Genomic DNA, 22,462 nt, shown 5'->3' with positions numbered 1-22,462 from the left:
CCGTGGTGAAGTGGATCGTGCTCGCGGTGCTGCTGTTCGCGCTCGTCGTGCTGGCCCTGGCGGCCCGGCCGGTGCTGGTGCGGCTGCCCCGGCTGCGCCGGGCGGCCGTGGCGTTGCAGCGGCGCCAGGGGGAGGCGGAGGCGCTGCGGGACGCCGCCGAGGAGCTCGCCGCGCGGGCCGGGGAGCTCCAGCGCCGCGCCGAGACCACCCAGCAGCGGGTGGAGCTGATCAAGGCCAGGCGCGGCCACTGATCGATCCCGGTCGGTGCCGTGTGCGCGGCTGCGCGTTCGCCGTCCGTTCCGCGCCGCGATGATCAGCCCCGGGTGGTTGACGGGACACTTCGTGGTGGTCGAGACTTCACCGGCCGGCACCCACCAGCAGGGGCCCGGCGGGTGGCAACGGCCCGCGACGCACGTACGATGGGCTGCGACACACCCTTCGACACAGAGCGACTGGAGCTTCCCATGGGTGCCCTCAAGCCGTGGCACATCGCCGTACTCGTGGTCGTGCTGATCCTGCTCTTCGGCGCGAAGCGGCTCCCCGACGCGGCCCGCTCGCTGGGCCGCTCGATGCGGATCATCAAGGCGGAGACCAAGAGCCTGCACGACGACGACGACCTCGCCGAGAAGGCCGACGCCCAGGCCGGCTACCAGCCGCTGCCGCCCCAGCAGCAGCCGTACGCCCAGCCGCAGCAGCAGCCGTACCCGCCGCAGCCGCAGGCCCAGCCGCAGCCGGTGCAGCAGCCGTACGCCCCGCCGGTCGACCCGGTGCAGCGCGTCCGCGACAACTGACCGAAGGGCCCGAGCACCGTGGCCATCGCCCTGCGCAAGCGCGGCCCGAGCAACTTCGACCGGGCCGCCGACGGCTCGATGACGCTCATCGAGCACATCCGCGAGCTGCGTACCCGACTGTTCCGCGCGTCGCTGGCCATCGTCGTCGGCTTCGGCGTCGGTTTCTGGCTCTCCAACCCGGTCCTGCACCTGCTGCAGGAGCCCTACTGCGGCCTGCCGAAGTCGAGGCTGGCCAACGGGGACTGCAACTTCGTCCAGCTCGGCCCGGCCGACCTGCTGCTGCTGCAGATGAAGGTGGCCCTCTGGGTGGGGCTGATCGTGGCCGCCCCGGTCTGGCTCTACCAGCTGTGGGCGTTCATCGCCCCGGGCCTGCACCGGCACGAGCGGCGGTACGCGTACATCTTCACCGCCCTGGCGGCGCCGCTGTTCGCCGGCGGCGCGGTGCTGGCGTACTTCGTCACCGCCAAGGGCCTGGAGTTCCTGCTCAACGTCTCCGCCGGTGGGAACATCACCACCACGCTGGAGATCACCCGCTACATCTCCTTCGTCACCAACCTGATCCTGCTGTTCGGGGTGGCGTTCGAGTTCCCGCTGATCGTGCTGATGCTCAACTTCGTCGGCCTGGCCAGCGCGAAGCGGCTGCTCAGCTGGTGGCGGGTGGCGATCTTCATCTTCTTCGCCTTCTCGGCGGTGGTCACCCCCACCCCCGACCCGTTCGGCATGACGGCGCTGGCGATCTGCCTCTCCGCGCTCTACTTCGGCGCGGTCGGGGTGGCGTTCCTCAACGACCGCCGCAAGGGCCGGGGCCGGGAACTCTACGCCGACGTGGCCGACGACGAGGTGTCGCCGCTGGACCTGAGCACCGAACCGGTAGAGGCGGGGCAGCGGGTCGACGTGGTCGCCCCGATCCCCGCACCCGAGCCGGTGGCCGCCCCGGCGCCGATCGAGCGGCGCTGGGACGAGATGACCTGACCGCCCGGCAGGCACGGCACACAAGGCGAACGCCGCCCCCGACCGCGGGGGCGGCGTTCGCCTTGTCCGGTCAGGGGGTGGGAGTCGCGCGCATCTCCCGGACCGCCTCGCCGGCGTACAGGCAGGCGGCCCGGTGGTCGCCGGTCACCGGGTCCAGGCCCGGGTCGGTGTCGGCGCAGTCGGGCCGGGCGCTGGGGCAGCGGGTCCGGAACCGGCAGCCGCTCGGCGGGTCCACCGGGCTGGGGATGTCACCGGCGAGGATGATCCGCCGGCGGTGCCGTTCCACCGCCGGGTCGGCCTCCGGGATCGCCGACAGCAGGGCGGCGGTGTACGGGTGGGCCGGCTGCTGCCAGAGCTGGGCGGGGCTGCCCGTCTCGACGATCCGGCCCAGGTACATCACGGCGACCCGGTCGCTCATGTGCTCCACGGCGGCCAGGTCGTGCGAGATGAACAGGTAGGTCAGCCCCAGCTCGCGTTGCAGCCGGCGCAGCAGGTTCATGATCTGCGCCTGGACGCTCAGGTCCAGCGACGCGATCGGCTCGTCCAGCACGATCAGGTCGGGCTCCCCGGCCAGGGCGCGGGCGATCCCCACCCGCTGCCGCTGGCCGCCGGAGAGTTCGTGCGGGTGCCGCCCGCCGAGCTCCGGGCGCAGGCCCACCAGGTCGAGCAGCTCGGCGACCCGCCGCCGTCGGGCGTCGGCGTCACCGCCCAGCCGGTGCACCACCAGCGGCTCGGCGACACTGGCCGCCACGGTGTGCCGCGGGTCCAGCGACGCCTGCGGGTCCTGGAACACCATGGCCACCTTCCGGCGTACGCCGCGCAGCCGGCGTCGGGACCAGCCGGTCACGTCCTGCCCGGCCACCCGGACCCGCCCGGTGGTGGGGTCGACCAGCCGGAGCAGGGCCAGCCCGGTGGTGGACTTGCCGCTGCCCGACTCGCCGACCAGGCCGAGCGTCTCGCCGGGGTGGATCCGCAGCGACACACCGTCCACCGCCCGGACCGCACCGCCGGCCACCGGGAACCACACCTTCAGGTCGTCCAGCTCGGCGACCACCTCGGCGCTCATCGGTCCTCCCCGGTGCGGTAGAAGCTGCGTACCCGATGGTCCGGCCCGACCGGCGTCAGCGGCGGTAGCTCGTGTTCGCAGCGGGCGTCGCCGCGGACCGGGCAGCGGGGCCAGAAGGCGCAACCGGCCGGCAGCTCCAGCGGGCTCGGCGGGGCGCCGGGGATGGCCGGCAGGTCGTCGCCGGCCCCGCCGGGCCGCGGCCGGGCGGCCAGCAGGGCCCGGGTGTACGGGTGCCCGGGCGCGGCGAAGACCGCGTCGACGGGCCCCTGCTCGACGATCCGGCCGCCGTACATCACGGCCACCGTGTCGGCGACCCCGGCGACCACCCCGAGGTCGTGGGTGATCCAGACCACGGCGGTCCCGAGTCGTCGCTGCAGTCCGGCGACCAGCTCGACGATCTGCGCCTGGGTGGTGACGTCCAGAGCGGTGGTCGGCTCGTCGGCGATCAGCAGCGCCGGGTCGCAGGCCAACGCCATCGCGATCACCACCCGTTGCCGCATTCCGCCGGAGAACTGGTGCGGGTGGTCGTCGACCCGGCGGGCCGCCGACGGGATGCCGACCAGCTCCAGCAGCTCCACGGCCCGGTCGCGGGCCTGCCGGCGGCTCATCCCGAGGTGTTCCTCGCACGCCTCGGTGACCTGCCGGCCGACGGTCAGCACCGGGTTCAGCGACGTCATCGGGTCCTGGAAGACGAAGCCGACGTGCCGGCCGCGCAGCTGCCGGCGCCGCCTCGGGTCCAGTGCGGTCAGCTCCTCGCCGAGCAGCCGCACCCGGCCGGTGACCCGGGCGGTACGCGGCGCCAGGCCGGTGGCGGCGAGCACGCTCATCGTCTTGCCGCTGCCCGACTCGCCGACCAGGGCGAGGGTCCGGCCGGGGTGGACGGACCAGTCGACGCCGGCGACGGCGCGGGCCGACCCGGAGCGGGTGCCCAGGGTGACGGTGAGTTCCTCGACGGCGAGCACGGGTCGGTCGGTCACGTGGTGCTCCTCGATGCCTCGCCGAGGGTCAGCTGACGGGGGTCGAGCACGTCGCGCAGCGCGTCCCCGACCAGGTTGAAGGCGAGCACGGTCAGGAAGATCGCCGCGCCGGGGAAGAAGCCCAGCCACCACGCCTCGGTGACGAAGCCGCGCCCGTCGAAGAGCATCCGGCCCCAGGCCGGGGCGGGCGGCTGGATGCCCAGGCCGAGGAAGGAGAGCGCCGCCTCCGAGAGGATGGCGAACGCCAGCGACAGCGAGGTCTGCACGATCAGCGGCGCGGCGATGTTCGGCAGCACGTGCCGGCGGATGATCCGCAGGTCGGACGCGCCGATGGAGACCGCCGCCCGGACGAAGACCTGCTCCCGCACCGAGAGCACACCGGCGCGGGTGACCCGGGCGAAGATCGGGGTGTAGACCACGCCGATGGCGATCATCGCGGTGAGCAGGCCGGGGCCGAGGACCGCCACGATGGCCACGGCCAGCAGCAGCACCGGGAAGGCGAACAGGACGTCCATGCCGCGCATCAGCACGTTGTCGACCCAGCCCCGGTAGTACCCGGCGACCAGCCCGATGCCGGCGCCGACCAGCAGCGCGATGCCGACGCTGACCACGCCGACCTCCAGCGAGACCCGGGCGGCCACCAGCACCCGGCTGAGCACGTCGCGGCCCAGCTCGTCGGTGCCGAACGGGTGCGCCCAGCTCGGCGGGTGCAGCATCTGGTCGACGTCGACGTCGTTGACGCCGGCCGGGGCGAGCCACCGCCCGGCGGTCCCCACCACCACGAGGGCCAGCAGCACCACCGCGCCGGCCACCGCGGGCGGGTCGTGCCGCAGCGCCGACAGGGCACGCCGCGCCTGGCTGTCCCGGGCGGCGCTCATCGGGCGGTGATCCGCGGGTCGAGGCGGGCGTAGAGGATGTCCACCAGCAGGTTCATCAGCAGGAACAGCGCGGCGACCAGCAGCACGGCGCCCTGGAGCACCGGATAGTCGCGGGCCTGGACGGCGTCGTAGGTGAGCCGGCCGATGCCGGGCCAGGCGAAGAGCACCTCGACCACGATCACCCCGCCGAGCAGGCTGGCGAGCTGCACCGCGACGACGGTGATCACCGGGATCAGGGCGTTGCGCAGCACGTGCCGCAGCACCACCACCCGGGTGCGCAGCCCCTTCGCCTCGGCGGTGCGGACGTAGTCGGCGGAGAGCACCTCCAGCACCGACGAGCGGATGAACCGGGTGAGGATGGAGGCGGTCACCAGCCCGACCGTGGCGGCGGGCAGCAGCACGTGCGCCAGCCAGCCCGCCGGGTCCTCGGTCAGCGGCACGTAGCCCGACGGCGGCAGCCAGCCGAGCACCCCGGCGAAGAGCAGGATGCCCATGATGCCCATCCAGAAGTCGGGCACCGAGACGCCGAACTGGCTGAACACCCGGGCCGCGTGGTCCAGCGCCGAGCCGCTGCGGACGGCGGCGAGCACGCCGAGCGGGAACGCGACCAGCACCGCGATCAGCACCGCGGTCAACGCCAGCGACAGCGTCGCCGGCAGGCGTTCCAGCACGATCCGGGTGACCGGCTGGCCGCTGCGGAAGCTCACCCCCAGGTCACCGGTGACCGCCCGGCCGACGTAGCTGAAGTACTGGGCGACCAGCGGCCGGTCCAGCCCGGCCCGGGTGCGCAGCGCCTCGTACGTCTGCGGGTCGAAGCGGGTGCCCAGCGCCACCCGGACCGGGTCGCCGGGAACCAGTTGCAGCAGCAGGAAGACCACCAGGGTCACCCCGAGCAGGACGACGGCCGACTGAAGCAGCCGGCGCAGGACGAAGCGGCTCACCGCGTACCCCGCCGGGTCACTTGGTCAGGGCGACGTCGCGGAAGCGGATCGCCCGGTCGGTGCGGGCCTGGTAGCCGGTGACCTTCTTCGACCAGCCCTGCACCACGTCCGGGTTGTACAGGTAGATGTAGCTGGCGTCGTCGACGATCTGCTTCGCCGCCTGGTCGTACGCCTGCTTGCGGGCGCCCTGGTCGGTCTGCGTACGGGCGGCGTCGAGCAGCCTGTCCACCGCCGGGTTGCGGTACTTCTGGAAGTTGAAGGCGCCGCCGCTGTGGTGCTGGGCGTAGTAGAACTCGTCCGGGTCGATGTTGCCCAGCCAGCCGAGCATGAACGCGTCGAAGGTGCCCCTGCCCTGCTCGTCGAGCCACTGGGCGAAGTCCAGGGTACGGATCTTCACGGTGATCCCGACCTCCTTGAGCTGGGCGGCGATCACCTGGGCGGCGCTGACCGTCTCCGGGTACTCGCTGGTCACCATCAGGTCCATGGTCAGCCCGCTCACCCCGGCCTGGCCGAGCAGCGCCTTGGCCTGCTCCGGGTCGTGCCGGTACGGCGCGTACTCGTAGTACCAGGAGCTGCCCTTGGGGATGGCGGTCTGGTTGACGGTGGCCAGCCCGAACTTGGCGGCCTTGGTGATCGCGGCCGGGTCGAGGGCGAAGGCGACGGCGCGCCGTACGTTCACGTCGCCGTAGGGCTTGCGGGCCTGGTTGAGCGCCAGGTACCAGTAGTCCGCGGACGGTTTGCGCTGCACGGTTAGCTCACCGCCGTCGGTCAGCGCCGGGACCTGCTGCGGCGGCAGGTTGTCGGTCCACTGGGCCTCGCCGCCGCGCAGGTTCTGCAACGCCACCGTCGGGTCCTTGACGAAGGTGAAGGTGACCCCGTCAAGCTTCGGTTTCGTGTTCCAGTAGTTGTCGTTGCGGACCAGCTTGACGCTGTCGCCGGAGGTGTACGACGCGACGGCGAACGGTCCGCTGCCGACCGGCTTGGTCTTGATCGCGCCCGACTCGACGTTGGACTTCTCGACGATGGCGACGCCCTTGAACCCGCCGAGGTTGGCCAGCAGGTTCGGGGTGGGCGCGGAGAGGGTGACGACCACCGTCGTCGGGTCGGGCGCCGCGACCGATTTCACCGCGGCGAACCGGTACGCCGCGTTCAGCTTCTCGCCGACGATGCGGTCGTAGGAGTACTTGACGTCCTCGGCGGTCAGCGGCGAGCCGTCGGAGAAGCGCACCCCGCCGCGCAGGGTGAACGTCCAGGTGAGCTGGTCGGCGCTGGTGGTCCACTTCGTCGCCAGTGACGGCTGCATCCGCAGGTTCTCGTCCGGCTCGACGAGGGTGTCGTAGACGTTCTCCAGCACCTCGAAGCTGTAGTACGCCGAGGTCCGGTGCGGGTCGAGCTGGTCGGGCTCGCCACCGATCGCGGCGGTCAGCACCCCGCCAGCGCCGCCCTGGGTGGCGGCACCGTCGACGTCGACGCTCTCACCGGAACTGCACCCGCCGACGGTGACCAGCGCGAGGGCGAGTGCGCCGCCGATCAACCTGGATCCGATTCTGGACACGGTCCCCCTCCGATGCCTCGCGGAACGAAGGTGCCATCGTTCTGCGAATCGGAGGTGATGTCAATCAATGGTGGGAAAGGCCGCCGACCGCCCCTTGTGGTGCGTACAGGAAATGTCTGTTAATGATCAGCTTCGATCGCGGTGGTCAGGCCGCCGAGCGGGACCGGCGGCGGTCCGGGCGCTGCGGCGCCGGCCCGCGCCGCTCGCCGGCCAGCGGCCAGGACCCGCGAGAGCCGGCCGGCCGGTCCACCGCCGGCTCACCGCCGGCGAGCCGGCGCGCCCGGTCGGCGTTGACCAGCGGACCGCAGGGCCCCCGCTGGCCGGCGCAGAGCAGATTGCGGCAGTTGCCGTTCTCGTCCGGCTGGTGGGCCGCGGCGACGTCCTCGGCGAGCCGCCAGAGCAGCGGGTCGGTCACGCCGGCGGGCAGGGGGCGGGACTGGCTGGGTCGGCTGCTGCTGGCCATCGGTGCTCCTCCGGTCGACGTCCTTCCAGCATTTCCCGACGGCCGGTCGATAAACGACCATCGGGGGCGTGACCTCGGCGACAACCTCGTCCAGAATTTCTCCGCCGGCGCTGTCCGGTTCGGCGGTGGCCGTTCGTCACCCTGGTCAGAGCCCCACAACCGAGGAGCGTCCACGATGAAGTACCTGATGTTCGTCTGCACCGACACCGAGCCGGACCCCGACACCGCCACCCACCCCGACGTCGAGACGTGGGTGGCCGACAACGACGCCAACGGCCGCCGGCTGGACGGCAGCGTGCTCGGGCCCGCCGACTCCGCCACCACCGTGCGGGTCCGCGGTGGGGAGCTGCTGGTCTCCGACGGCCCGTTCGCCGAGACCAAGGAGCTGATCGTCGGGTTCGACCTGCTCGAGTGCGCCGACCTGGACGAGGCGATCGAGGTGGCCCGGGCCCACCCGATGGCGTACGCGGGCCGCCTGGAGCTGCGCCCGCTGGTCGACCTGCCCGGTTCCGCGTGACCGACACCCGGCCGACCGCGGCGGCGCAGGCCGCCGCGGTCGCGGGGACCGAGTCGTACCCGCGGATCGTCGCCGCCCTGATCCGGGTCACCGGGGACTGGGCACTCGCCGAGGACTGTGCCCAGGAGGCCCTCGCAGCCGGCCTGGAGCGCTGGCCGCACGACGGCGTCCCGGCCAACCCGGGCGGCTGGCTGATGACGGTGGCCCGCAACCGGGCGTTGGACGTGCTGCGCCGCGCCTCGGTCGAGCGGCGCAAGCTGCGCGACCTGGCGGTGCTCGCCCTCACCGACGGCCCGGACGACGGGCCGGGGGAGGGGGAGGACCTGGTGGACGACCGGCTGCGGCTCGTCTTCACCTGCTGCCATCCGGCGCTGCGCCTCGCCGACCGGGTGGCGCTGACCCTGCGGACCGTCCTCGGTGTCCCCACCGCCGACGTCGCCCGTGCGCTGCTGGTCACCGAGGCCACCATGACCCGCCGGCTCACCCGGGCCAGGACCCGGATCAGGACGGCCGGCATCCCGTACCGGGTGCCGAGCGGACCGGCACTGCCCGAGCGGCTACCCGGTGTGCTGGCCGTGCTCTACCTGCTGTTCACCCTCGGCCACGACGCCGACGGGGAGCCGGCCTTCGCCGACGAGGCGATCCGGCTGACCCGCCTGGTGGCCCGGCTGATGCCCGAGCAACCGGAGGTCGCCGCGCTGCTGGCGCTGCTCCTGCTGCACCACTCCCGCCGCGACGCCCGCCGCGACGCCGACGGCACCCTGCTCACCCTCGACCGGCAGGACCGGTCCCGTTGGGACGCCGCCGCCATCGCCGAGGCGCGGGAGATCCTGGCCGGCCTGCCCGACGGCCCGTACGCGTGGCAGGCCCGGATCGCCGCCTGCCACGCCACCGCGCCGAGCACCGCGGGGACCGACTGGGCGGCCGTAGCCGCCGGGTACGACGCGCTGCTGCGGCTGCACCCGAGCCCGGTCGTGGCGCTGAACCGGGCGGTCGCCCACGGCCACGCGTACGGGCCGACGGCCGGGCTGCGGCTGCTGGCCGCCGCGCGCGGCGACGGAGAGCTGGACGGCAACGCGCACGCGGTCGCCGCCGAGGCCCACCTCACCGCCCGGTACGGCGACGCCCCGCGGGCCGCCCAGCTGTTCCGCCGCGCCGCCGAGCTGGCCCACGGTCCCGCCGAACGGCGGGCGCTGCTGGACCGCGCCGCGGAACTGGTGCCGTAGCGGCGCAACGTGCCCGGGTGCGCCACCGGGATAGGCTCGGTGCCCATGCGCACCAAGCAGGAGTTGGGGGCGGCCATCCGCCGGGACCGACGGGCCGCCCTGGTGGTCAACGCCCACTCCCGGCGCGGCCGCCGGCTCCACGACGGCGCCCGGTCCCGGCTGCTCGCCGCCGGGTTCACCCTGGTCCGGGACTGCCCGGTGGACCGACCGGGCGAGCTGGAGAAGCAGCTCGCCGAGGCCGCCGACCTCGGCCCTGACCTGCTGGTCGCCGGCGGCGGCGACGGCACCCTCGGCACCGCCGCCCGGCTGCTCGCGCACCGCGACATCGCGCTGGGCCTGCTGCCGCTGGGCACCACCAACAACTTCGCCCGCACCGTCGGCGTCCCGCTCGACCTCGACGCCGCGGTCGCGGTGCTCACCGACGGCAAGGTGATCGACGTCGACCTCGGACTGATCGGCGGGACGCGGTTCGCCAACCACGTCGGGGTGGGGCTCTCCGCCGACATCATGCTCCGCACCCCGCCGCGGCTGAAGCGGCTCACCGGCCGGCTGGCGTACCCGGCGACGGCGTTGGCGCTGCTGGCCCGGCACCGGCCGCTGCGGGTCACGCTGCGCGCCGGGGACACCGCGCGGGAACTGGTCACCCACCAGCTGTACGTGGCCAACGGCGGCTTCCAGGCCGGCCGGCCCATCACCGCGGACGCGAACGCCGACGACGGGTTGCTGGTGGCGTACCCGGTCGGCGGGGCCACCCGGCGCGGGCTGCTGCGCGAGACCACCCGCAACGCCGCCACCGGCCACCGTCGCAGCCTCGCCGACGAGCCGTTCCTCGCCGTCGGGGAGCTGTGGCTGGAGACCGACCGCCCGGCGCGGGTGGAGGTGGACGGCGAGCTCTGCGGCACCACGCCGATCCGGGTCGGACTGGACGTCAACGCGCTGCGGGTGATGGCCCCGGCCGACAGCCCCGACCGCTGAGGCGCCTCAGGCGACCCGGGCGATGCTGCCGGCCGGTGCGGCCGGCACGGCGTCGGGGTGCAGGATCGCGGCGATCGCCTCGACGCCGTCGACCAGCCGCGGGCCCGGGCGGACGATCAGCGCGTCGGCGTCGACCGCCCAGACCTCCGCGCCGGGGAAGCGGCCGGCCACCGTCCGGGCCTGTTCGACCGCGCCGTCGAGGTGGAACCCGCACGGGGTCACCAGCACGACCTGCGGGTCGGCGTCGGCGAGCTCGGCCCAGGTGGTCGGCGCCGACCGCCGCCCGGGTCGGCCCGCGACCGGCTCCCCGCCGGCGGCGGCGACCAGGTCCGGCACCCAGTGCCCGCCGGGGAACGGCGGGTCCACCCACTCCACCACGGCCACCCGCCGCCGGGGCCGGCCGGCGACCGCCGCCGAGACCGCCGCGAGCCGGGCGCGCAGGCCGTCCACCAGGGCGTGCGCCCGATCGGGTACGCCCGCCCGCTCGCCCACCGCGAGCACGGTGTCGAGCACCTCGTCGAGGGTGTGCGGGTCCAGCGAGAGCACGTCGGCGCGACAGCCGAGATGCTCCAGGGCGGCCGACACCTGTCCCGACGGCAGCGCGCAGACTCGGCACAGGTCCTGGGTGACGATCAGTTCCGGGTCCAGACCGGCGAGCGCGTCGCGGTGCAGGGTGTACAGGTCCGCCCCGGCGGCCGCCTGCGCCCGCACGTACGCGTCGATCTCGCCCGGGGTCATCCCGCGGGTGTCCCGGCCACCCACCACCACCGCCTTGCCGGCCCGGTCGGCGGCCGGCACCTCGCACTCGAAGGTGACCCCGACCAGCTCGTCACCGAGCCCCAGGGCGTAGACGATCTCCGTGGCGGAGGGCAGCAGCGAGACCAGACGCATCCGGCCATCCTGCCAGGCGCCGCCGGGGCGACCCCGGCGAGGCGTGGTTGGATGGCGGGGTGCAGTTCACCGTGACAGACGCGCCCGAGCGGGAGCGGTTCGAGGCGCGCGACGAGACCGGGGCGACCGCCGGTGTGGTCACCTACCAGCTGACCGGCGCGATCGTCGCCTACACCCACACCAGGGTGGAGCCGGAGTTCGAGGGCAGGGGCGTCGGGTCCACCCTGGCCCGCGCCGTGCTGGACGACGCGCGGGCCCGCAACCGGATGGTCGTGCCGATCTGCCCGTTCATCGCCGAGTGGCTGACCCGCCACCCGGAGTACGACGACATCGTCGTCCGCTCCACCCGCAAGGTGAAGTGACCGCAGCTCAGGTCACCCGGGACGGCTCGCCCGGCACCTGCTCGTACGTGCGCCGCTCGACGATGTCGCGCAGCCGGTCCATCGCGTCCCACACGTCCACGAAGCGGGTGTAGAGCGGCGCCGGCCCGAGCCGCAGCCGGTCCGGGGCCCGGTAGTCACCGACCACCCCCGCGCCGGCCAGCGCCCGGGAGATCCGCAGCGCCTCCGGGTGGTGCAGCGAGACGTGACTGCCCCGCCGCGCCGCATCGCGCGGGGAGGCGACCGTGAAGCCGTGCGGGGTGAGCCAGGCGTCGGCCAGCGCGACGATCAGCTCGCCGAGGCGTACCCCCTTGGCCCGGACCCGGTCGATGCCGGCCTCGGCCAGCACGTCCAGCGCCGGGTCCAGCGCCGCCATCCCGAGGACCGGCGGGGTGCCCACCTGGAACCGGTCCACCGTCGGCACCGGATCGTAGTGCGGGCCCATCGTGAACTGGTCACGCTGGCCGAACCAGCCCTGGATCGGCTGGCGCAGCCGCTGCTGGAGCTCCCGGCGCACGTAGAGGAAGGCCGGCGCGCCCGGACCGCCGTTGAGGTACTTGTAGGTGCAGCCGACCGCGAGGTCCGCGCCGCTCGCGGTCAGCTCGACCGGCACCGACCCCACCGCGTGCGACAGGTCCCACAGCACGTACGCGCCGACCTCGCGGGCCGCCGCGTTCACCGCCGCCATGTCCAGCAGCGCACCGCACCGGTACGACACGGCGGAGAGCACCACCAGCGCGACGTCCTCGGTCAGCGCGTCCCGCAGGGTTCGCGGGTCGAGCCCCTCGTCGAGGTCGGAGGGGAGCATCGTCAGGGTGAGCCCACGCGCCTCGGCCAGCCCCTGGAGGACGTACCGGTCGGTGGGGAAGTCCTCGGCGTCGACCAGGACGGTCCGCCGGCCCGGGTTCGCGTCCAGCGCCGCCGCGGCGAGCTTGTAGAGGTTCACCGAGGTCGAGTCGGAGACCACCACCTCGCCCGGTCGGGCGCCCACGGCGTGCGCGGCGATCCGGTCGCCGATCCGTCCGGCCCACTCGACCCAGGTCGGCCAGCCGCGGACGAGCTGCCCGCCCCAGCCGTCGCGGACCAGCCGGGCCAGGTGCTCGGGGGTGGCCGCGGGCAGCCGGCCCAGCGAGTTGCCGTCCAGGTAGATGAGCTGCTCGTCGGGGATGACGAACCGGTCCCGCAGGTCGGCGAGGGGATCCTCGGCGTCCCATTCCTTGCACCGGTAACGGGGGAACTCGTCGGGCACGTGCACTCCTCGGCATGACCGTCGCCGTCGGCGGGCGACCGCAGCCAGCCTAGGCGGCGCCGCGACCGGGCCGGCCGGGGACCGCCACCGGCGCCCACCCGGCGGGACCGGCTCAGTGCGGCGAACGGCCGAACTGCGCGCCGAACGCCAGGCCGGCCGTGCAGGACAGCTCGCCGGGGGCGAGCTGCACCCGGGACGGGCGCCACAGCTGCGCCCCGTCGACGGTGACCCGGGCCACCAGGCAGTCGTACCGGGTGGCCCGCAACGCCACCCCGACCCGGCCGTCGGCGGCGGTCACCTCCTGGCGTACCCGGGGATCCAGCCGCAGGCCGGCCAGCGCGGCCCGGACGGCGGCCTGATCCGGACCGGTGCCGGCCAGGGCCCGCCGCAGCCGGTCGTCCACCCCGTCCAGCGTCGGGTCGGGCACGACGGGCGAGGGCTCACCGGCCGGGCAGGGGATGTCGTCGTCCTGGTCGTCGTCCTGCGGGCCCAGCTGCACGCGAAAGCAGATCGGCAGGTCACGGTCGCGGATCACCGAACCGTCGGCGCCGATCGCCACGCCGTGCCCGACGACCCGCAGCACCAGCGTCACCCCGGTTCCCCAGTGCGTCTCGCCGCGCACCGACAGCACGGAGACGCCGGGCTGCTGGCCGGCGGCGTGCGCGTACTCGTCGGCTCGGTAGAGATGGTCGAGCTTGAAGCCCTGCCGGACCCGCTGGACCGTCCGGCCGGCGTCGGCGACGGCGCTGGCGTGCGCCTCGGCGTCCGGACCGCCCCGGCCCGGCATCGACCAGCGGCCGAGCAGCGACCACCCCAGCAGCTGCACCCCGAGGATCACCGCCAGGGCGAGCACGGCGAGCACCAGCAGAATCCTGAGCGCGCCTGCGCCGGAGCGTCCACCCACCGGTCGATTGTCCGCCCGCGACGCCGGACGCGCTGCCCCGCTCCGGGCCCCGGGGTGAGCCCGGACACGGCGGGCGGCCGGCGGGCGGCACCCGGCCGGTCGCCGGACTACCGTCGGGCGGGCCGCTGCGGCACCCGCTCCGCGGCGCGGACCCGCCACCGATCACTGTCGATCCCGAGGACGGCCCATGCGCGCAACCGTGATCCACGGACCGAACGACATCCGCGTCGAGGAGGTGCCCGACGCGACCGTCCGCAACCCCACCGACGCGGTGGTCCGCGTGGTCAGCGCCTGCATCTGCGGCAGCGACCTGTGGGCGTACCGGGGCGTCGCGAAGCGGGAGCCCGGCCAGCGGATCGGCCACGAGTTCCTCGGCGTGGTGGAGGCCACCGGCGCCGACGTCACCTCGGTGCGGGTCGGCGACCTGGTGGTGGCGCCGTTCGTCTGGTCCGACGGGGTCTGCGACTTCTGCCGGGAGGGCCTGCACACCTCCTGCCCGCACGGCGGCTTCTGGGGCTCCGCCGGCTCCGACGGCGGTCAGGGCGAGGCCGTGCGCGTCCCGTACGCCGACGGCACCCTGGTGCGGCTGCCCGCCGAGGCGGCCGGCGACGAGCGGCTGCTGGCCGCGATGCTGGCGCTGTCCGACGTGATGTCCACCGGCCACCACGCCGCCCTGGCCGCCCGGGTCCGCCCCGGGGTCACGGTCGCGGTCGTCGGTGACGGTGCGGTCGGGCTGTGCGGGGTGCTGGCCGCGAAGCGGCTCGGCGCCGAGCAGATCATCGCGCTGGGGCGGCACACCGCCCGCACCGACATCGCCCGCGCCTTCGGCGCCACCGACGTGGTCGCCGAGCGCGGTGAGGCGGCGATCGCCGCGGTGCGGGAGCTGACCAAGGGCCAGGGCGCGCACGCCGTGATCGAGGCCGTGGGCACCGAGCAGTCGATGCGTACGGCGATCTCCATCGCCCGCGACGGCGGTGCGGTCGGCTACGTCGGCGTTCCGCACGGCGGCAGCGCCGGGGTCGACATCGGCCAGATGTTCGGCCGCAACGTGGCCGTCGGCGGCGGGGTCGCGCCGGCCCGGGCGTACATCCCGGAGCTGCTGGCCGACGTGCTCGACGGCACGATCGACCCGTCGCCGGTCTTCGACCGGGTGGTCGGCCTGGACGAGGTTCCCGAGGGCTACCGGGCGATGGACGAGCGGACGGCGCTGAAGGTCCGGATCGCCTTCTGAGCCGTCCGGGCGGAAAACGTCCTCGGTGGGTGCATCCGTTCCGGTCGTCGCGGGCGAAGCAAGGGTCGTGACGAGACGTCACTGATCTGGTCGCCTCGACGAAAGGCTCACCGATGAAGATCGCCCGACTCGCCGCCCGGCTCGCCGTGGGCGCGATGGCCACCGCCGTGGCCGCAACCGCCGTCGCCGTACCGGCGCAGGCCTCCGGCCGGGACCTCGGCAACCGGTCGCTGGCCGCGGTGCTGACCCGCGACACCGGGGGTTTCGACCACAACTCCCGGGACTTCGACGTGCTCACCGCGGCGGTGCTCGCGGTGCTCCAGGCCAAGCCCGACTCGCCGGTGAAGGTGCTCACCGACGGGACGGTCGCGCTGACCGCGTTCGTGCCCACCGACGCCGCGTTCCGGGAGCTGGTCCGCGACCTCACCGGCGCCCACCGGCTGCCCAGCGAGCAGGCGGCGTTCACCGCGGTCGCCGGCCTCGGCATCGACACGGTGGAGAACGTGCTGCTCTACCACGTGGTGCCGGGCGCCACGATCGACCGGAAGGCGGCGCTGAAGGCCGACGGGGCCGACCTGACCACCGCCCTCGGCACCACCGTCGAGGTCGACGTGCGGCACACCTGGTTCGGCCGGCAGGTGCGGCTGGTCGACGCCGACACCAGCGACCGCAACGCCCGGGTGGTGGTCTTCGACATCAACAAGGGCAACAAGCAGATCGCCCACGCGGTCGACCGGGTGCTGCGCCCGATCGACCTGCCCTGACAGCACGCTCCCACGACGGCGCCCGGCCCGGCCGGGCGCCGTTCGTGTCGGCCCTGGTGGCCGGCCTGGCCCGTGCCGTACGGTGCTCGCCGTGACCGCGCACGATCATGTTCCGTCCGGCCCCGTCGCCGTGCTCGCCAACCCCACCGCCGGTCGGGGACGGCACGCCGGCCTGCTGCCCGCCGTACTGGACCGGCTGGCCGCCGCCGGGCGCCCCGTCGAGCTGCTCGCGGCGGCCACCCCGGCGCAGGCGGAGGCGGCCTGCCACGCGGCGGTGACCGGTGGCGCCGGCGCCCTGGTCGCGGTCGGCGGGGACGGCACGGTGCACCGGGCGTTGCAGGCGGTGGCCGGCACCGAGGTGCCGTTCGGGCCGGTCCCGGCCGGCACCGGCAACGACTTCGCCGTCGAGACCGGCTTTCCGGCCGACCCGCTCGCCGCCGCCGAGGTGATCGCCACGGCGTTGCGCGAGGGCCGCAGTCGCCCGGTCGACCTGGCCCGGATGACCAACCCCGACGGCGGTGACCGCTGGTACGGCGCGGTGCTCGCCGCCGGCTTCGACGCGATCGTTAACGAGCGGGCCAACCGGATGCGCCGTCCGCGCGGACCCCGCCGCTACGACCTGGCGATCCTGGTGGAGCTGGCCCGGCTGCGCCCCCGCCGTTACGTGCTGCGGCTCGACGGCGAGGAGCACCGGGTCGACGCGGTGCTGGTGGCGGTGGGCAACTGCGCCAGCTACGGCGGCGGGATGCGGATCTGCCCGGCCGCCGACCCGACCGACGGGCTGCTGGACGTGGTGGTGGGCGGGGAGTTCGACCGGCGCACCCTGATCCGGGTGAAGCCGCGGATCTACCGGGGCACCCACGTGGACCACCCGCTGGTGCGCAGCTACCGGGCCCGGACCGTCGAGGTGGCCGCCGAGGGCATCACCACGTACGCCGACGGCGAGCGCTCGCTGGACCTGCCGGTGCGGATCAGCGCGGTGCCGGCGGCGGTGCGGCTGCTGCGCTGACCGACGGCGCGGGCGCCTTCGCGGGCCCGCCGGCGCGGACCGCCCCGATGCTCGCGGCGATCACCAGCGCGATGGCGACCATCTCGCGCACGTGCAGCGCCTGCCCGAGCACCAGCCAGCCGGCCAGCGCGGCGATCGCCGGCCCCAGGCTCATCAGCACGGCGAAGGTGGCGGTGGGCAGCCGGCGCAGCGCCAGCAGCTCCAGCGTGTACGGCAGGACCGAGGCGAGCAGCGCCAACCCGGCGCCGAGCCCGAGCACGACCGGGTGCCAGAGCCGGCCGCCGGCGTCCAGCAGCCCGATCGGCAGGGTGACCAGCGCCGCCACCGCGAGCGCGAGGGCCAGCCCGTCGGCGCGGGGGAACCGTCCGCCGACCCGCGCCGAGCAGACGATGTACGCCGCCCACAGCGCCCCGGCGCCCAGCGCCAGCCCCGCGCCCACCGGGTCGAGGCGTTCGAAGCCGCCCTGGCCGAGCAGGGCCACCCCGGCCAGGGCCAGGCCCGCCCAGCACCAGGCGGCGAGCCGGCGGGCGGTGAACACCGACAGGGCGAGCGGGCCGAGCACCTCCAGGGTGACCGCCGGGCCGAGCGGGATCCGCTCGATGGCGTGGTAGAAGATCGAGTTCATGCCGGCCAGGGCCAGCCCGAACGCCCCCACCGCCACCCAGTCGGCGCGGTCGTGCCCGCGCAGCCGGGGCCGGCAGACCAGCAGCATCACCAGCGCCCCGAGGGTCAGCCGCAGCGTCACCGCGCCCGAGACCCCGGTGCGGGGAAAGATCGACGCGGCGACCGCCGAGCCGAACTGCACCGACAGCGCCCCGCCGAGCACCAGCCCGATCGCGCCGACCCGCCCGGTCACCGGGCCGGTCCCGGGCCGCCCCCCGCCGCTCCCCGGCGGGTTTGCCCTGCCCGCGCCGGTACCGACCGGGCCGGCAGCAGGCACGCCGGGACCGGCCGGGCCGTGGGCGGGAGTCTGCGCGGGGCGGGCGGCAGGGTTCACGCCTGCGAGGCTAGGCCCGCCGGCCCCCGCCGGACACTGCGCCCCGGCCACCCGTGCCGCAGATCGCCCACCCCGCCCCCGCCCCCGCCCCCGCCCCCGCCGGGCCAACGGCGTCGATCATGAAGTTAGCGTCGATGTTGATCTCCTTTAACGCCGCTAACTTCATGATCAACGGGGCGGGGTTGAGGGCGGGGGCGGGGGGTGGGGGTCGGTGAGGCGGGTCAGCCATTCGTCGAGGAGGGCGCGTTCGGCGGGGGTTAGGTCGGCGGGAAGCGTCGGCAGGGCGGTCCGCAGGGCGACGGCGTGGCGTACCGCCGGTTGGGGGCGGTGGGCGCGGGCCAGCGGGCTGTCGGTGCAGACCGCCGCCAGCACCGCGTCCCGGGTGGTGGGGGAGAGTTGCGGCTCGCGGTCCGGCTCCGGGGTCTGGATCAGGGTGAGGGTGACGCCGCAGCCCGCCGCGTGGATCATGGCGGCGGCCCGGTCCACCCCGGTACGCAGCCGGCCCGCCTCGGCGACCCGGGTGACCAGTTGGCGCAGGATGTCGGCGGCGACCCGGGCGGCGGTGCTCTGCACACCGGGGCGGGGATCGCCGTACATCAGCGCGTGGAAGGCGGGGTTCGCGACGCCGAACTCGACCTGCATGTCCCAGCCGGCGCGCAGGTCGTCCACCGGGTCGCCGGCCGGCTCGCGGGCGGCCTGGTCGTGCAGGTACGCGGCGAAGCCGTAGCTCGCCGCCGCGTCCAGCAGGCCCCGCATGTCGCCGAACTGCCGGTAGATGGTGGGGGCCCGGCTGACGGCCCGGGTGGAGACCGCGTCCCGACCGCCCTCGGCGAGCAGCGTGGCGGCGGCCCGCATGATCCGGTCCCGGGGTGAGGTGTCCAGCGCGTTCACGACAGCGACGATAACGTCGGTGCGTTAGCGCCGCATGTTAACGCGAGAGTCGCCTCACCGTTATCGACGCTAACGATCAGTCGCGCAGGGCCAGGTCGAGGACCGCGCCGAGGCCGTTGCTGCGTCCCGGGTCGGCGCAGGGCAGGACCAGCACCGCGCAACCGGCGCGCACCGCGCCCGCGTCGGCCGGCGTGTCACCCACCATCAGCGTCCGCTCCGGGTCGACGCCGAGCATGCCGCAGGCGCGCAGGAAGATCCCCGGGTCGGGCTTGCAGCGCCCCACCTCGTACGACAGGGCGTAGGCGTCGACCAGGTCGGCCAGCCCCCAGGCGGCGACCAACGGTCGGATGTCGAAGCCGACGTTGCTCACCACCGCCACCTTGACCCCGGCCTGCCGCAGCCCCTTGAGCACCGCCTCGACGTCCGGGTACGGCACCCAGCCCTCGGGGGCCAGCAGCCGCTCGTAGAGCGCCTCGGCCAGCCCCTCGATGCCGGAGTCGACGGTCGCGGCCAGGCCGGTGTACGCGCCGCGGTGCGCGTACTCGTAGAGGTCGCGGTCGGCCCAGAGCTCGGCCAGCGGGGGCGGCACCCGCGCCGGCGGCGGCCCGCCGGGGCGACCCGCGGTGAGCAGCCGGTCGGCCAGCACGGTGGCCCGGGTCCGCTCCAGCGTCACCCCGCAGGTGGCCGCGGCGGCGGTGACCCAGTCGCGGGCCTCCTCCACCTGGGCCAGGGTCCCGTGGAAGTCGAGGAGCACGGCCTCCACCGGTCGGCGGGGCACCCGCGGGTCGACGGCGTCCTCGGCGTCCCCCGGGGCGGGTTCGTGGGTGGGTCGGGCATGGTCCGGCACGCCGTGCACCCTACCGACCGCCCCCGACGACCCCTCCGGACGCCTTGCCGGGTGGCGTGCCGGCGCACGCATTAATCTTGGTGACATGTCGAGTCCCGCCGAGCGGTACGCCGCGGCGCGCCGCCGGGCCGCGTACGCATCCGAGTTCCCGGCCCTGGACGAGTTCGCCCGCGATCTGGGGTTCGACCTGGACGACTTCCAGCGGGAGGCGTGCCAGTCCCTGGAGCGCGGCAGCGGCGTGCTGGTCTGCGCCCCGACCGGCGCCGGCAAGACGGTGGTGGGCGAGTTCGCCGTACACCTGGCGTTGCGCGGGACGCCCGACCAGCCGTCGGTCGCCGACGGCGGCCCGTCCGGCACCACCCGGCGCAAGTGCTTCTACACCACGCCGATCAAGGCGCTGTCCAACCAGAAGTACCACGACCTGGTCGACCGGTACGGCGCCGAGCAGGTCGGCCTGCTCACCGGTGACAACGCAATCAACGGCGACGCGCCGGTGGTGGTGATGACCACCGAGGTGCTGCGCAACATGCTCTACGCCGGCTCCAGCACCCTCGAGGGGCTGGCCTACGTGGTGATGGACGAGGTGCACTACCTGGCCGACCGGTTCCGCGGCGGGGTGTGGGAAGAGGTGATCATCCACCTGCCCGCCTCGGTCACCCTGGTCTCGCTCTCGGCGACCGTGTCCAACGCCGAGGAGTTCGCCGACTGGCTGGTCACCGTGCGGGGCGAGACCGCCGTGGTGGTCAGCGAGCACCGGCCGGTGCCGCTGTGGCAGCACATGCTGGTCGGCAAACGGATGTTCGACCTGTTCCACGACGCCGACGCCGCCCGCAAGCACGACGTGCACCCGGAGCTGCTGCGCTACACCCGCGACACGGTGCGCCGGCTGGAGCTGGGCGAGGGGCGCAGCGCCGGCCCCGGCGGGGGTCGCCGCGGCCCCCGCTGGCGCGGTCCGCTGCGCCCGGACATCGTCGACCGGCTGGACCGGGAGGGCCTGCTGCCGGCGATCCTGTTCATCTTCAGCCGGGCCGGCTGCGCCGCCGCCGTGCAGCAGTGCCTCGCCGCCGGCCTGCGGCTGACCTCGCCGGACGAGCGCGCCGAGATCCGCCGGGTGGTCGAGTCCCGGGTGACCGCCATCCCCGGCGAGGACCTGTCGGTGCTCGGCTACTGGGAATGGCTCGACGGCCTGGAGCGCGGCCTGGCCGCCCACCACGCCGGCATGCTGCCGGTGTTCAAGGAGATCGTCGAGGAGCTCTTCGTCCGCGGGCTGGTCAAGGCGGTCTTCGCCACCGAGACCCTGGCGCTGGGCATCAACATGCCGGCCCGCTGCGTCGTGCTGGAACGCCTGGTCAAGTACAACGGCGAGGCCCACGTCGACCTCACCCCGGGGGAGTACACGCAGCTCACCGGGCGGGCCGGCCGGCGCGGCATCGACGTCGAGGGGCACGCGGTCGTGGTCTGGTCGCCGGAGACCGACCCCCGGCACGTCGCCGGCCTGGCCTCCACCCGCACCTACCCGCTGCGGTCCAGCTTCCGGCCGTCGTACAACATGGCGGTCAACCTGGTCGGGACGGTCGGCGCCGAACCGGCCCGGGCGCTGCTGGAGTCGTCGTTCGCCCAGTTCCAGGCGGACCGGTCGGTGGTCGGCCTGGCCCGGCAGGTGCAGCGCAACACCGAGACGATCGAGGCGTACGGCGCGGAGGCGGCCTGCCACCACGGCGACTTCGACGAGTACTTCGCGCTGCGGGTGGCCATCACCGAGCGGGAGCGCGCGATCGCCCGGCAGGGGCAGACCCAGCGCAAGGCCGCCGCGGTCGAGTCGCTGGAGCGGCTGCGGGTCGGTGACGTGATCCGGGTGCCGTCCGGGCGGCGGGCCGGCCTCGCGGTGGTGCTCGACCCGGCCACCGGCGGCTTCGGGGAACCGCGCCCGCTGGTGCTCACCCAGGACCGCTGGGCCGGCCGGGTCAGCCCCGGCGACTTCACCACCCCGGCCGAGGTGCTGGCCCGGATCCGGGTGCCGAAGCACTTCAACCACCGCTCGCCGGCCGCCCGGCGGGACCTGGCCGCCGAGGTCAGCGGCACCGGCCTGGACCGGCACGGCGGTCGCCGGGGCGGCCGGTCCCGGCAGGCCGCGGGGGAGGACCACCGGCTCAGCCAGCTCCGCGGCGAGCTGCGCCGGCACCCGTGCCACTCCTGTCCCGAGCGGGAGGAGCACGCCCGCTGGGCGGAGCGGGCGCGGCGGCTGGAACGCGACACCGAGGAGCTGCGGCAGCGGGTCGCCGGGCGGACCGGTTCGTTGGCCCGTACCTTCGACCGGATCGTGGCGCTGCTGACCGCCCGCGGTTACCTCGCCGCGGACGGCACGGTCACCGACGCCGGCCGGATGCTCGGCCGGATCTGGACCGAGGCGGACCTGCTGGTCGCCGAGTGCCTGCGGCGCGGCGTCTGGGACGGGCTCTCCCCGGCCGAGCTGGCCGCGGCGGTCTCGGTGGTGGTGTTCGAGGCGCGTCGGGACGTCGACGAGCGGGCCGGGCTGCCGCGCGGTCCGGTCTCCGACGCGGTCGGCGAGACGCTCAAGCTGTGGGGCGAGATCGAGACCGACGAGGCCGACCGCGGGCTGACGGTCACCCGGGAGCCGGACCTCGGCTTCGCCTGGCCGATCTACCGCTGGGCCCGGGGCGAGGTGCTGGCCAAGGTGCTGGCCAGCGGCCACCAGATCGAGGGCGAGATGCCGGCCGGCGACTTCGTCCGGTGGGCGCGGCAGGTCGTCGACCTGTTGGGCCAGCTCGCCGACTCCGGCGGCGCGTCGACCGAGCTGCGGGCCACCGCCCGCCAGGCGATCGCCGCGGTGAACCGGGGAGTGCTCGCCTACCACGTCGGATGATGGTCACAATCGGTCACTGCTGGTCCCGCCGGCGGGACTGCGCAGGGTTACGAC

The 22,462-nt window shown here is 74.8% G+C and carries 23 protein-coding genes; 11 read left to right on the top strand and 12 right to left on the bottom strand.

Annotated features, from left to right (window positions below; genetic code table 11):
- Positions 1-2: 2 nt before the first annotated feature.
- The 3 genes from GA0070564_RS15515 to tatC all read left to right on the top strand — a co-directional run bounded on the left by GA0070564_RS15515 (position 3) and on the right by tatC (position 1,763).
- Positions 3-251 carry a hypothetical protein gene (locus tag GA0070564_RS15515; protein WP_091609358.1) on the top strand — a complete coding sequence of 83 codons (249 nt, stop codon included), beginning with the start codon at positions 3-5 and terminating at the stop codon, positions 249-251.
- Between the two features lie 213 nt (positions 252-464).
- Positions 465-791: a Sec-independent protein translocase subunit TatA gene (gene tatA / locus GA0070564_RS15510; RefSeq protein WP_091609357.1), complete on the top strand. Its 327-nt coding sequence runs from the start codon at positions 465-467 to the stop codon at positions 789-791.
- Positions 792-809: 18 nt separating this feature from the next.
- On the top strand, positions 810-1,763 hold the full coding sequence (gene tatC / locus GA0070564_RS15505; RefSeq protein WP_091609356.1) for a twin-arginine translocase subunit TatC: 954 nt from the start codon (positions 810-812) through the stop codon (positions 1,761-1,763).
- A gap of 70 nt (positions 1,764-1,833) precedes the next feature.
- Here tatC and GA0070564_RS15500 read toward each other — a convergent pair whose 3' ends face one another.
- From GA0070564_RS15500 to GA0070564_RS15475, 6 genes are all read right to left on the bottom strand, one after another.
- Positions 1,834-2,829 carry an ABC transporter ATP-binding protein gene (locus GA0070564_RS15500; RefSeq protein WP_091609355.1) on the bottom strand — a complete coding sequence of 332 codons (996 nt, stop codon included), beginning with the start codon at positions 2,827-2,829 and terminating at the stop codon, positions 1,834-1,836.
- On the bottom strand, positions 2,826-3,806 hold the full coding sequence (locus tag GA0070564_RS15495) for an ABC transporter ATP-binding protein (protein WP_091609354.1): 981 nt from the start codon (positions 3,804-3,806) through the stop codon (positions 2,826-2,828). Before GA0070564_RS15495 ends, GA0070564_RS15500 begins: the two co-directional genes overlap by 4 nt.
- Positions 3,803-4,684, bottom strand: a complete 882-nt coding sequence (locus GA0070564_RS15490; RefSeq protein WP_091609353.1) for an ABC transporter permease — start codon at positions 4,682-4,684, stop codon at positions 3,803-3,805. The genes GA0070564_RS15495 and GA0070564_RS15490 overlap by 4 nt, the downstream gene beginning before the upstream one ends.
- Positions 4,681-5,625: an ABC transporter permease gene (locus tag GA0070564_RS15485; protein WP_091609352.1), complete on the bottom strand. Its 945-nt coding sequence runs from the start codon at positions 5,623-5,625 to the stop codon at positions 4,681-4,683. The genes GA0070564_RS15490 and GA0070564_RS15485 overlap by 4 nt, the downstream gene beginning before the upstream one ends.
- Before the next feature lie 16 nt (positions 5,626-5,641).
- Positions 5,642-7,180: an ABC transporter substrate-binding protein gene (locus GA0070564_RS15480; RefSeq protein WP_091609351.1), complete on the bottom strand. Its 1,539-nt coding sequence runs from the start codon at positions 7,178-7,180 to the stop codon at positions 5,642-5,644.
- A gap of 145 nt (positions 7,181-7,325) precedes the next feature.
- Complete coding sequence (locus GA0070564_RS15475; RefSeq protein WP_091609350.1) at positions 7,326-7,643, bottom strand: hypothetical protein; 318 nt, start codon at positions 7,641-7,643, stop codon at positions 7,326-7,328.
- 175 nt (positions 7,644-7,818) lie between these two features.
- Between GA0070564_RS15475 and GA0070564_RS15470 the strand changes: the two genes are divergently transcribed.
- Genes GA0070564_RS15470 through GA0070564_RS15460 form a run of 3 tightly spaced genes read left to right on the top strand, consistent with a single transcriptional unit; the run spans position 7,819 to position 10,361 of the window.
- A complete protein-coding gene (locus tag GA0070564_RS15470; protein WP_091609349.1) occupies positions 7,819-8,160 on the top strand; it encodes a YciI family protein in 342 nt (113 codons plus the stop codon).
- The gene (locus tag GA0070564_RS15465) at positions 8,157-9,386 is read left to right on the top strand and encodes an RNA polymerase sigma factor (RefSeq protein WP_091609348.1); all 1,230 of its coding nucleotides are present in this window, start codon (positions 8,157-8,159) and stop codon (positions 9,384-9,386) included. The genes GA0070564_RS15470 and GA0070564_RS15465 overlap by 4 nt, the downstream gene beginning before the upstream one ends.
- A 45-nt stretch (positions 9,387-9,431) precedes the next feature.
- Positions 9,432-10,361 (top strand): diacylglycerol/lipid kinase family protein, encoded by a 930-nt coding sequence (locus GA0070564_RS15460; protein ID WP_091609347.1) that lies wholly within the window; start codon positions 9,432-9,434, stop codon positions 10,359-10,361.
- Positions 10,362-10,367: 6 nt separating this feature from the next.
- On the opposite strand, the gene GA0070564_RS15455 is transcribed toward GA0070564_RS15460, so the two are convergent.
- Positions 10,368-11,252, bottom strand: coding sequence for an ABC transporter substrate-binding protein (locus tag GA0070564_RS15455; protein ID WP_091609346.1), 885 nt, complete (start codon positions 11,250-11,252; stop codon positions 10,368-10,370).
- A gap of 71 nt (positions 11,253-11,323) precedes the next feature.
- Between GA0070564_RS15455 and GA0070564_RS15450 the strand changes: the two genes are divergently transcribed.
- Positions 11,324-11,614 carry a GNAT family N-acetyltransferase gene (locus GA0070564_RS15450; RefSeq protein WP_342672550.1) on the top strand — a complete coding sequence of 97 codons (291 nt, stop codon included), beginning with the start codon at positions 11,324-11,326 and terminating at the stop codon, positions 11,612-11,614.
- A gap of 7 nt (positions 11,615-11,621) precedes the next feature.
- Here the strand turns inward: GA0070564_RS15450 and kynU are convergent, their stop codons facing one another.
- Positions 11,622-12,881 (bottom strand): kynureninase, encoded by a 1,260-nt coding sequence (gene kynU / locus GA0070564_RS15445; RefSeq protein WP_091609660.1) that lies wholly within the window; start codon positions 12,879-12,881, stop codon positions 11,622-11,624.
- A gap of 112 nt (positions 12,882-12,993) precedes the next feature.
- A complete protein-coding gene (locus GA0070564_RS15440) occupies positions 12,994-13,785 on the bottom strand; it encodes a hypothetical protein (protein ID WP_141714777.1) in 792 nt (263 codons plus the stop codon).
- Between the two features lie 187 nt (positions 13,786-13,972).
- Between GA0070564_RS15440 and GA0070564_RS15435 the strand changes: the two genes are divergently transcribed.
- The 3 genes from GA0070564_RS15435 (at position 13,973) to GA0070564_RS15425 (ending at position 16,789) form a co-directional block, all read left to right on the top strand.
- On the top strand, positions 13,973-15,016 hold the full coding sequence (locus tag GA0070564_RS15435; RefSeq protein WP_091609343.1) for a zinc-dependent alcohol dehydrogenase family protein: 1,044 nt from the start codon (positions 13,973-13,975) through the stop codon (positions 15,014-15,016).
- A gap of 113 nt (positions 15,017-15,129) precedes the next feature.
- Positions 15,130-15,780 carry a fasciclin domain-containing protein gene (locus GA0070564_RS15430; RefSeq protein ID WP_091609342.1) on the top strand — a complete coding sequence of 217 codons (651 nt, stop codon included), beginning with the start codon at positions 15,130-15,132 and terminating at the stop codon, positions 15,778-15,780.
- 82 nt (positions 15,781-15,862) lie between these two features.
- Complete coding sequence (locus GA0070564_RS15425) at positions 15,863-16,789, top strand: diacylglycerol kinase (protein ID WP_091609341.1); 927 nt, start codon at positions 15,863-15,865, stop codon at positions 16,787-16,789.
- Here GA0070564_RS15425 and GA0070564_RS15420 read toward each other — a convergent pair.
- The 3 genes from GA0070564_RS15420 to GA0070564_RS15410 all read right to left on the bottom strand — a co-directional run bounded on the left by GA0070564_RS15420 (position 16,752) and on the right by GA0070564_RS15410 (position 19,440).
- The gene (locus GA0070564_RS15420; protein WP_218104931.1) at positions 16,752-17,645 is read right to left on the bottom strand and encodes an EamA family transporter; all 894 of its coding nucleotides are present in this window, start codon (positions 17,643-17,645) and stop codon (positions 16,752-16,754) included. The two genes, GA0070564_RS15425 and GA0070564_RS15420, sit on opposite strands and share 38 nt — an antisense overlap.
- A gap of 309 nt (positions 17,646-17,954) precedes the next feature.
- A complete protein-coding gene (locus GA0070564_RS15415) occupies positions 17,955-18,677 on the bottom strand; it encodes a TetR/AcrR family transcriptional regulator (protein WP_245670019.1) in 723 nt (240 codons plus the stop codon).
- 76 nt (positions 18,678-18,753) lie between these two features.
- The gene (locus tag GA0070564_RS15410) at positions 18,754-19,440 is read right to left on the bottom strand and encodes an HAD family hydrolase (protein ID WP_425412489.1); all 687 of its coding nucleotides are present in this window, start codon (positions 19,438-19,440) and stop codon (positions 18,754-18,756) included.
- A 169-nt stretch (positions 19,441-19,609) separates the two neighbouring features.
- Between GA0070564_RS15410 and GA0070564_RS15405 the strand changes: the two genes are divergently transcribed.
- On the top strand, positions 19,610-22,408 hold the full coding sequence (locus tag GA0070564_RS15405; protein ID WP_091609338.1) for a DEAD/DEAH box helicase: 2,799 nt from the start codon (positions 19,610-19,612) through the stop codon (positions 22,406-22,408).
- The last annotated feature ends 54 nt before the right edge of the window (positions 22,409-22,462 follow it).

This window comes from Micromonospora mirobrigensis (assembly GCF_900091555.1).
Lineage (GTDB): Bacteria > Actinomycetota > Actinomycetes > Mycobacteriales > Micromonosporaceae > Micromonospora > Micromonospora mirobrigensis.
Note: the sequence above shows the minus strand (reverse complement) of the source record. Positions and strands in the feature narration are given on the sequence as shown.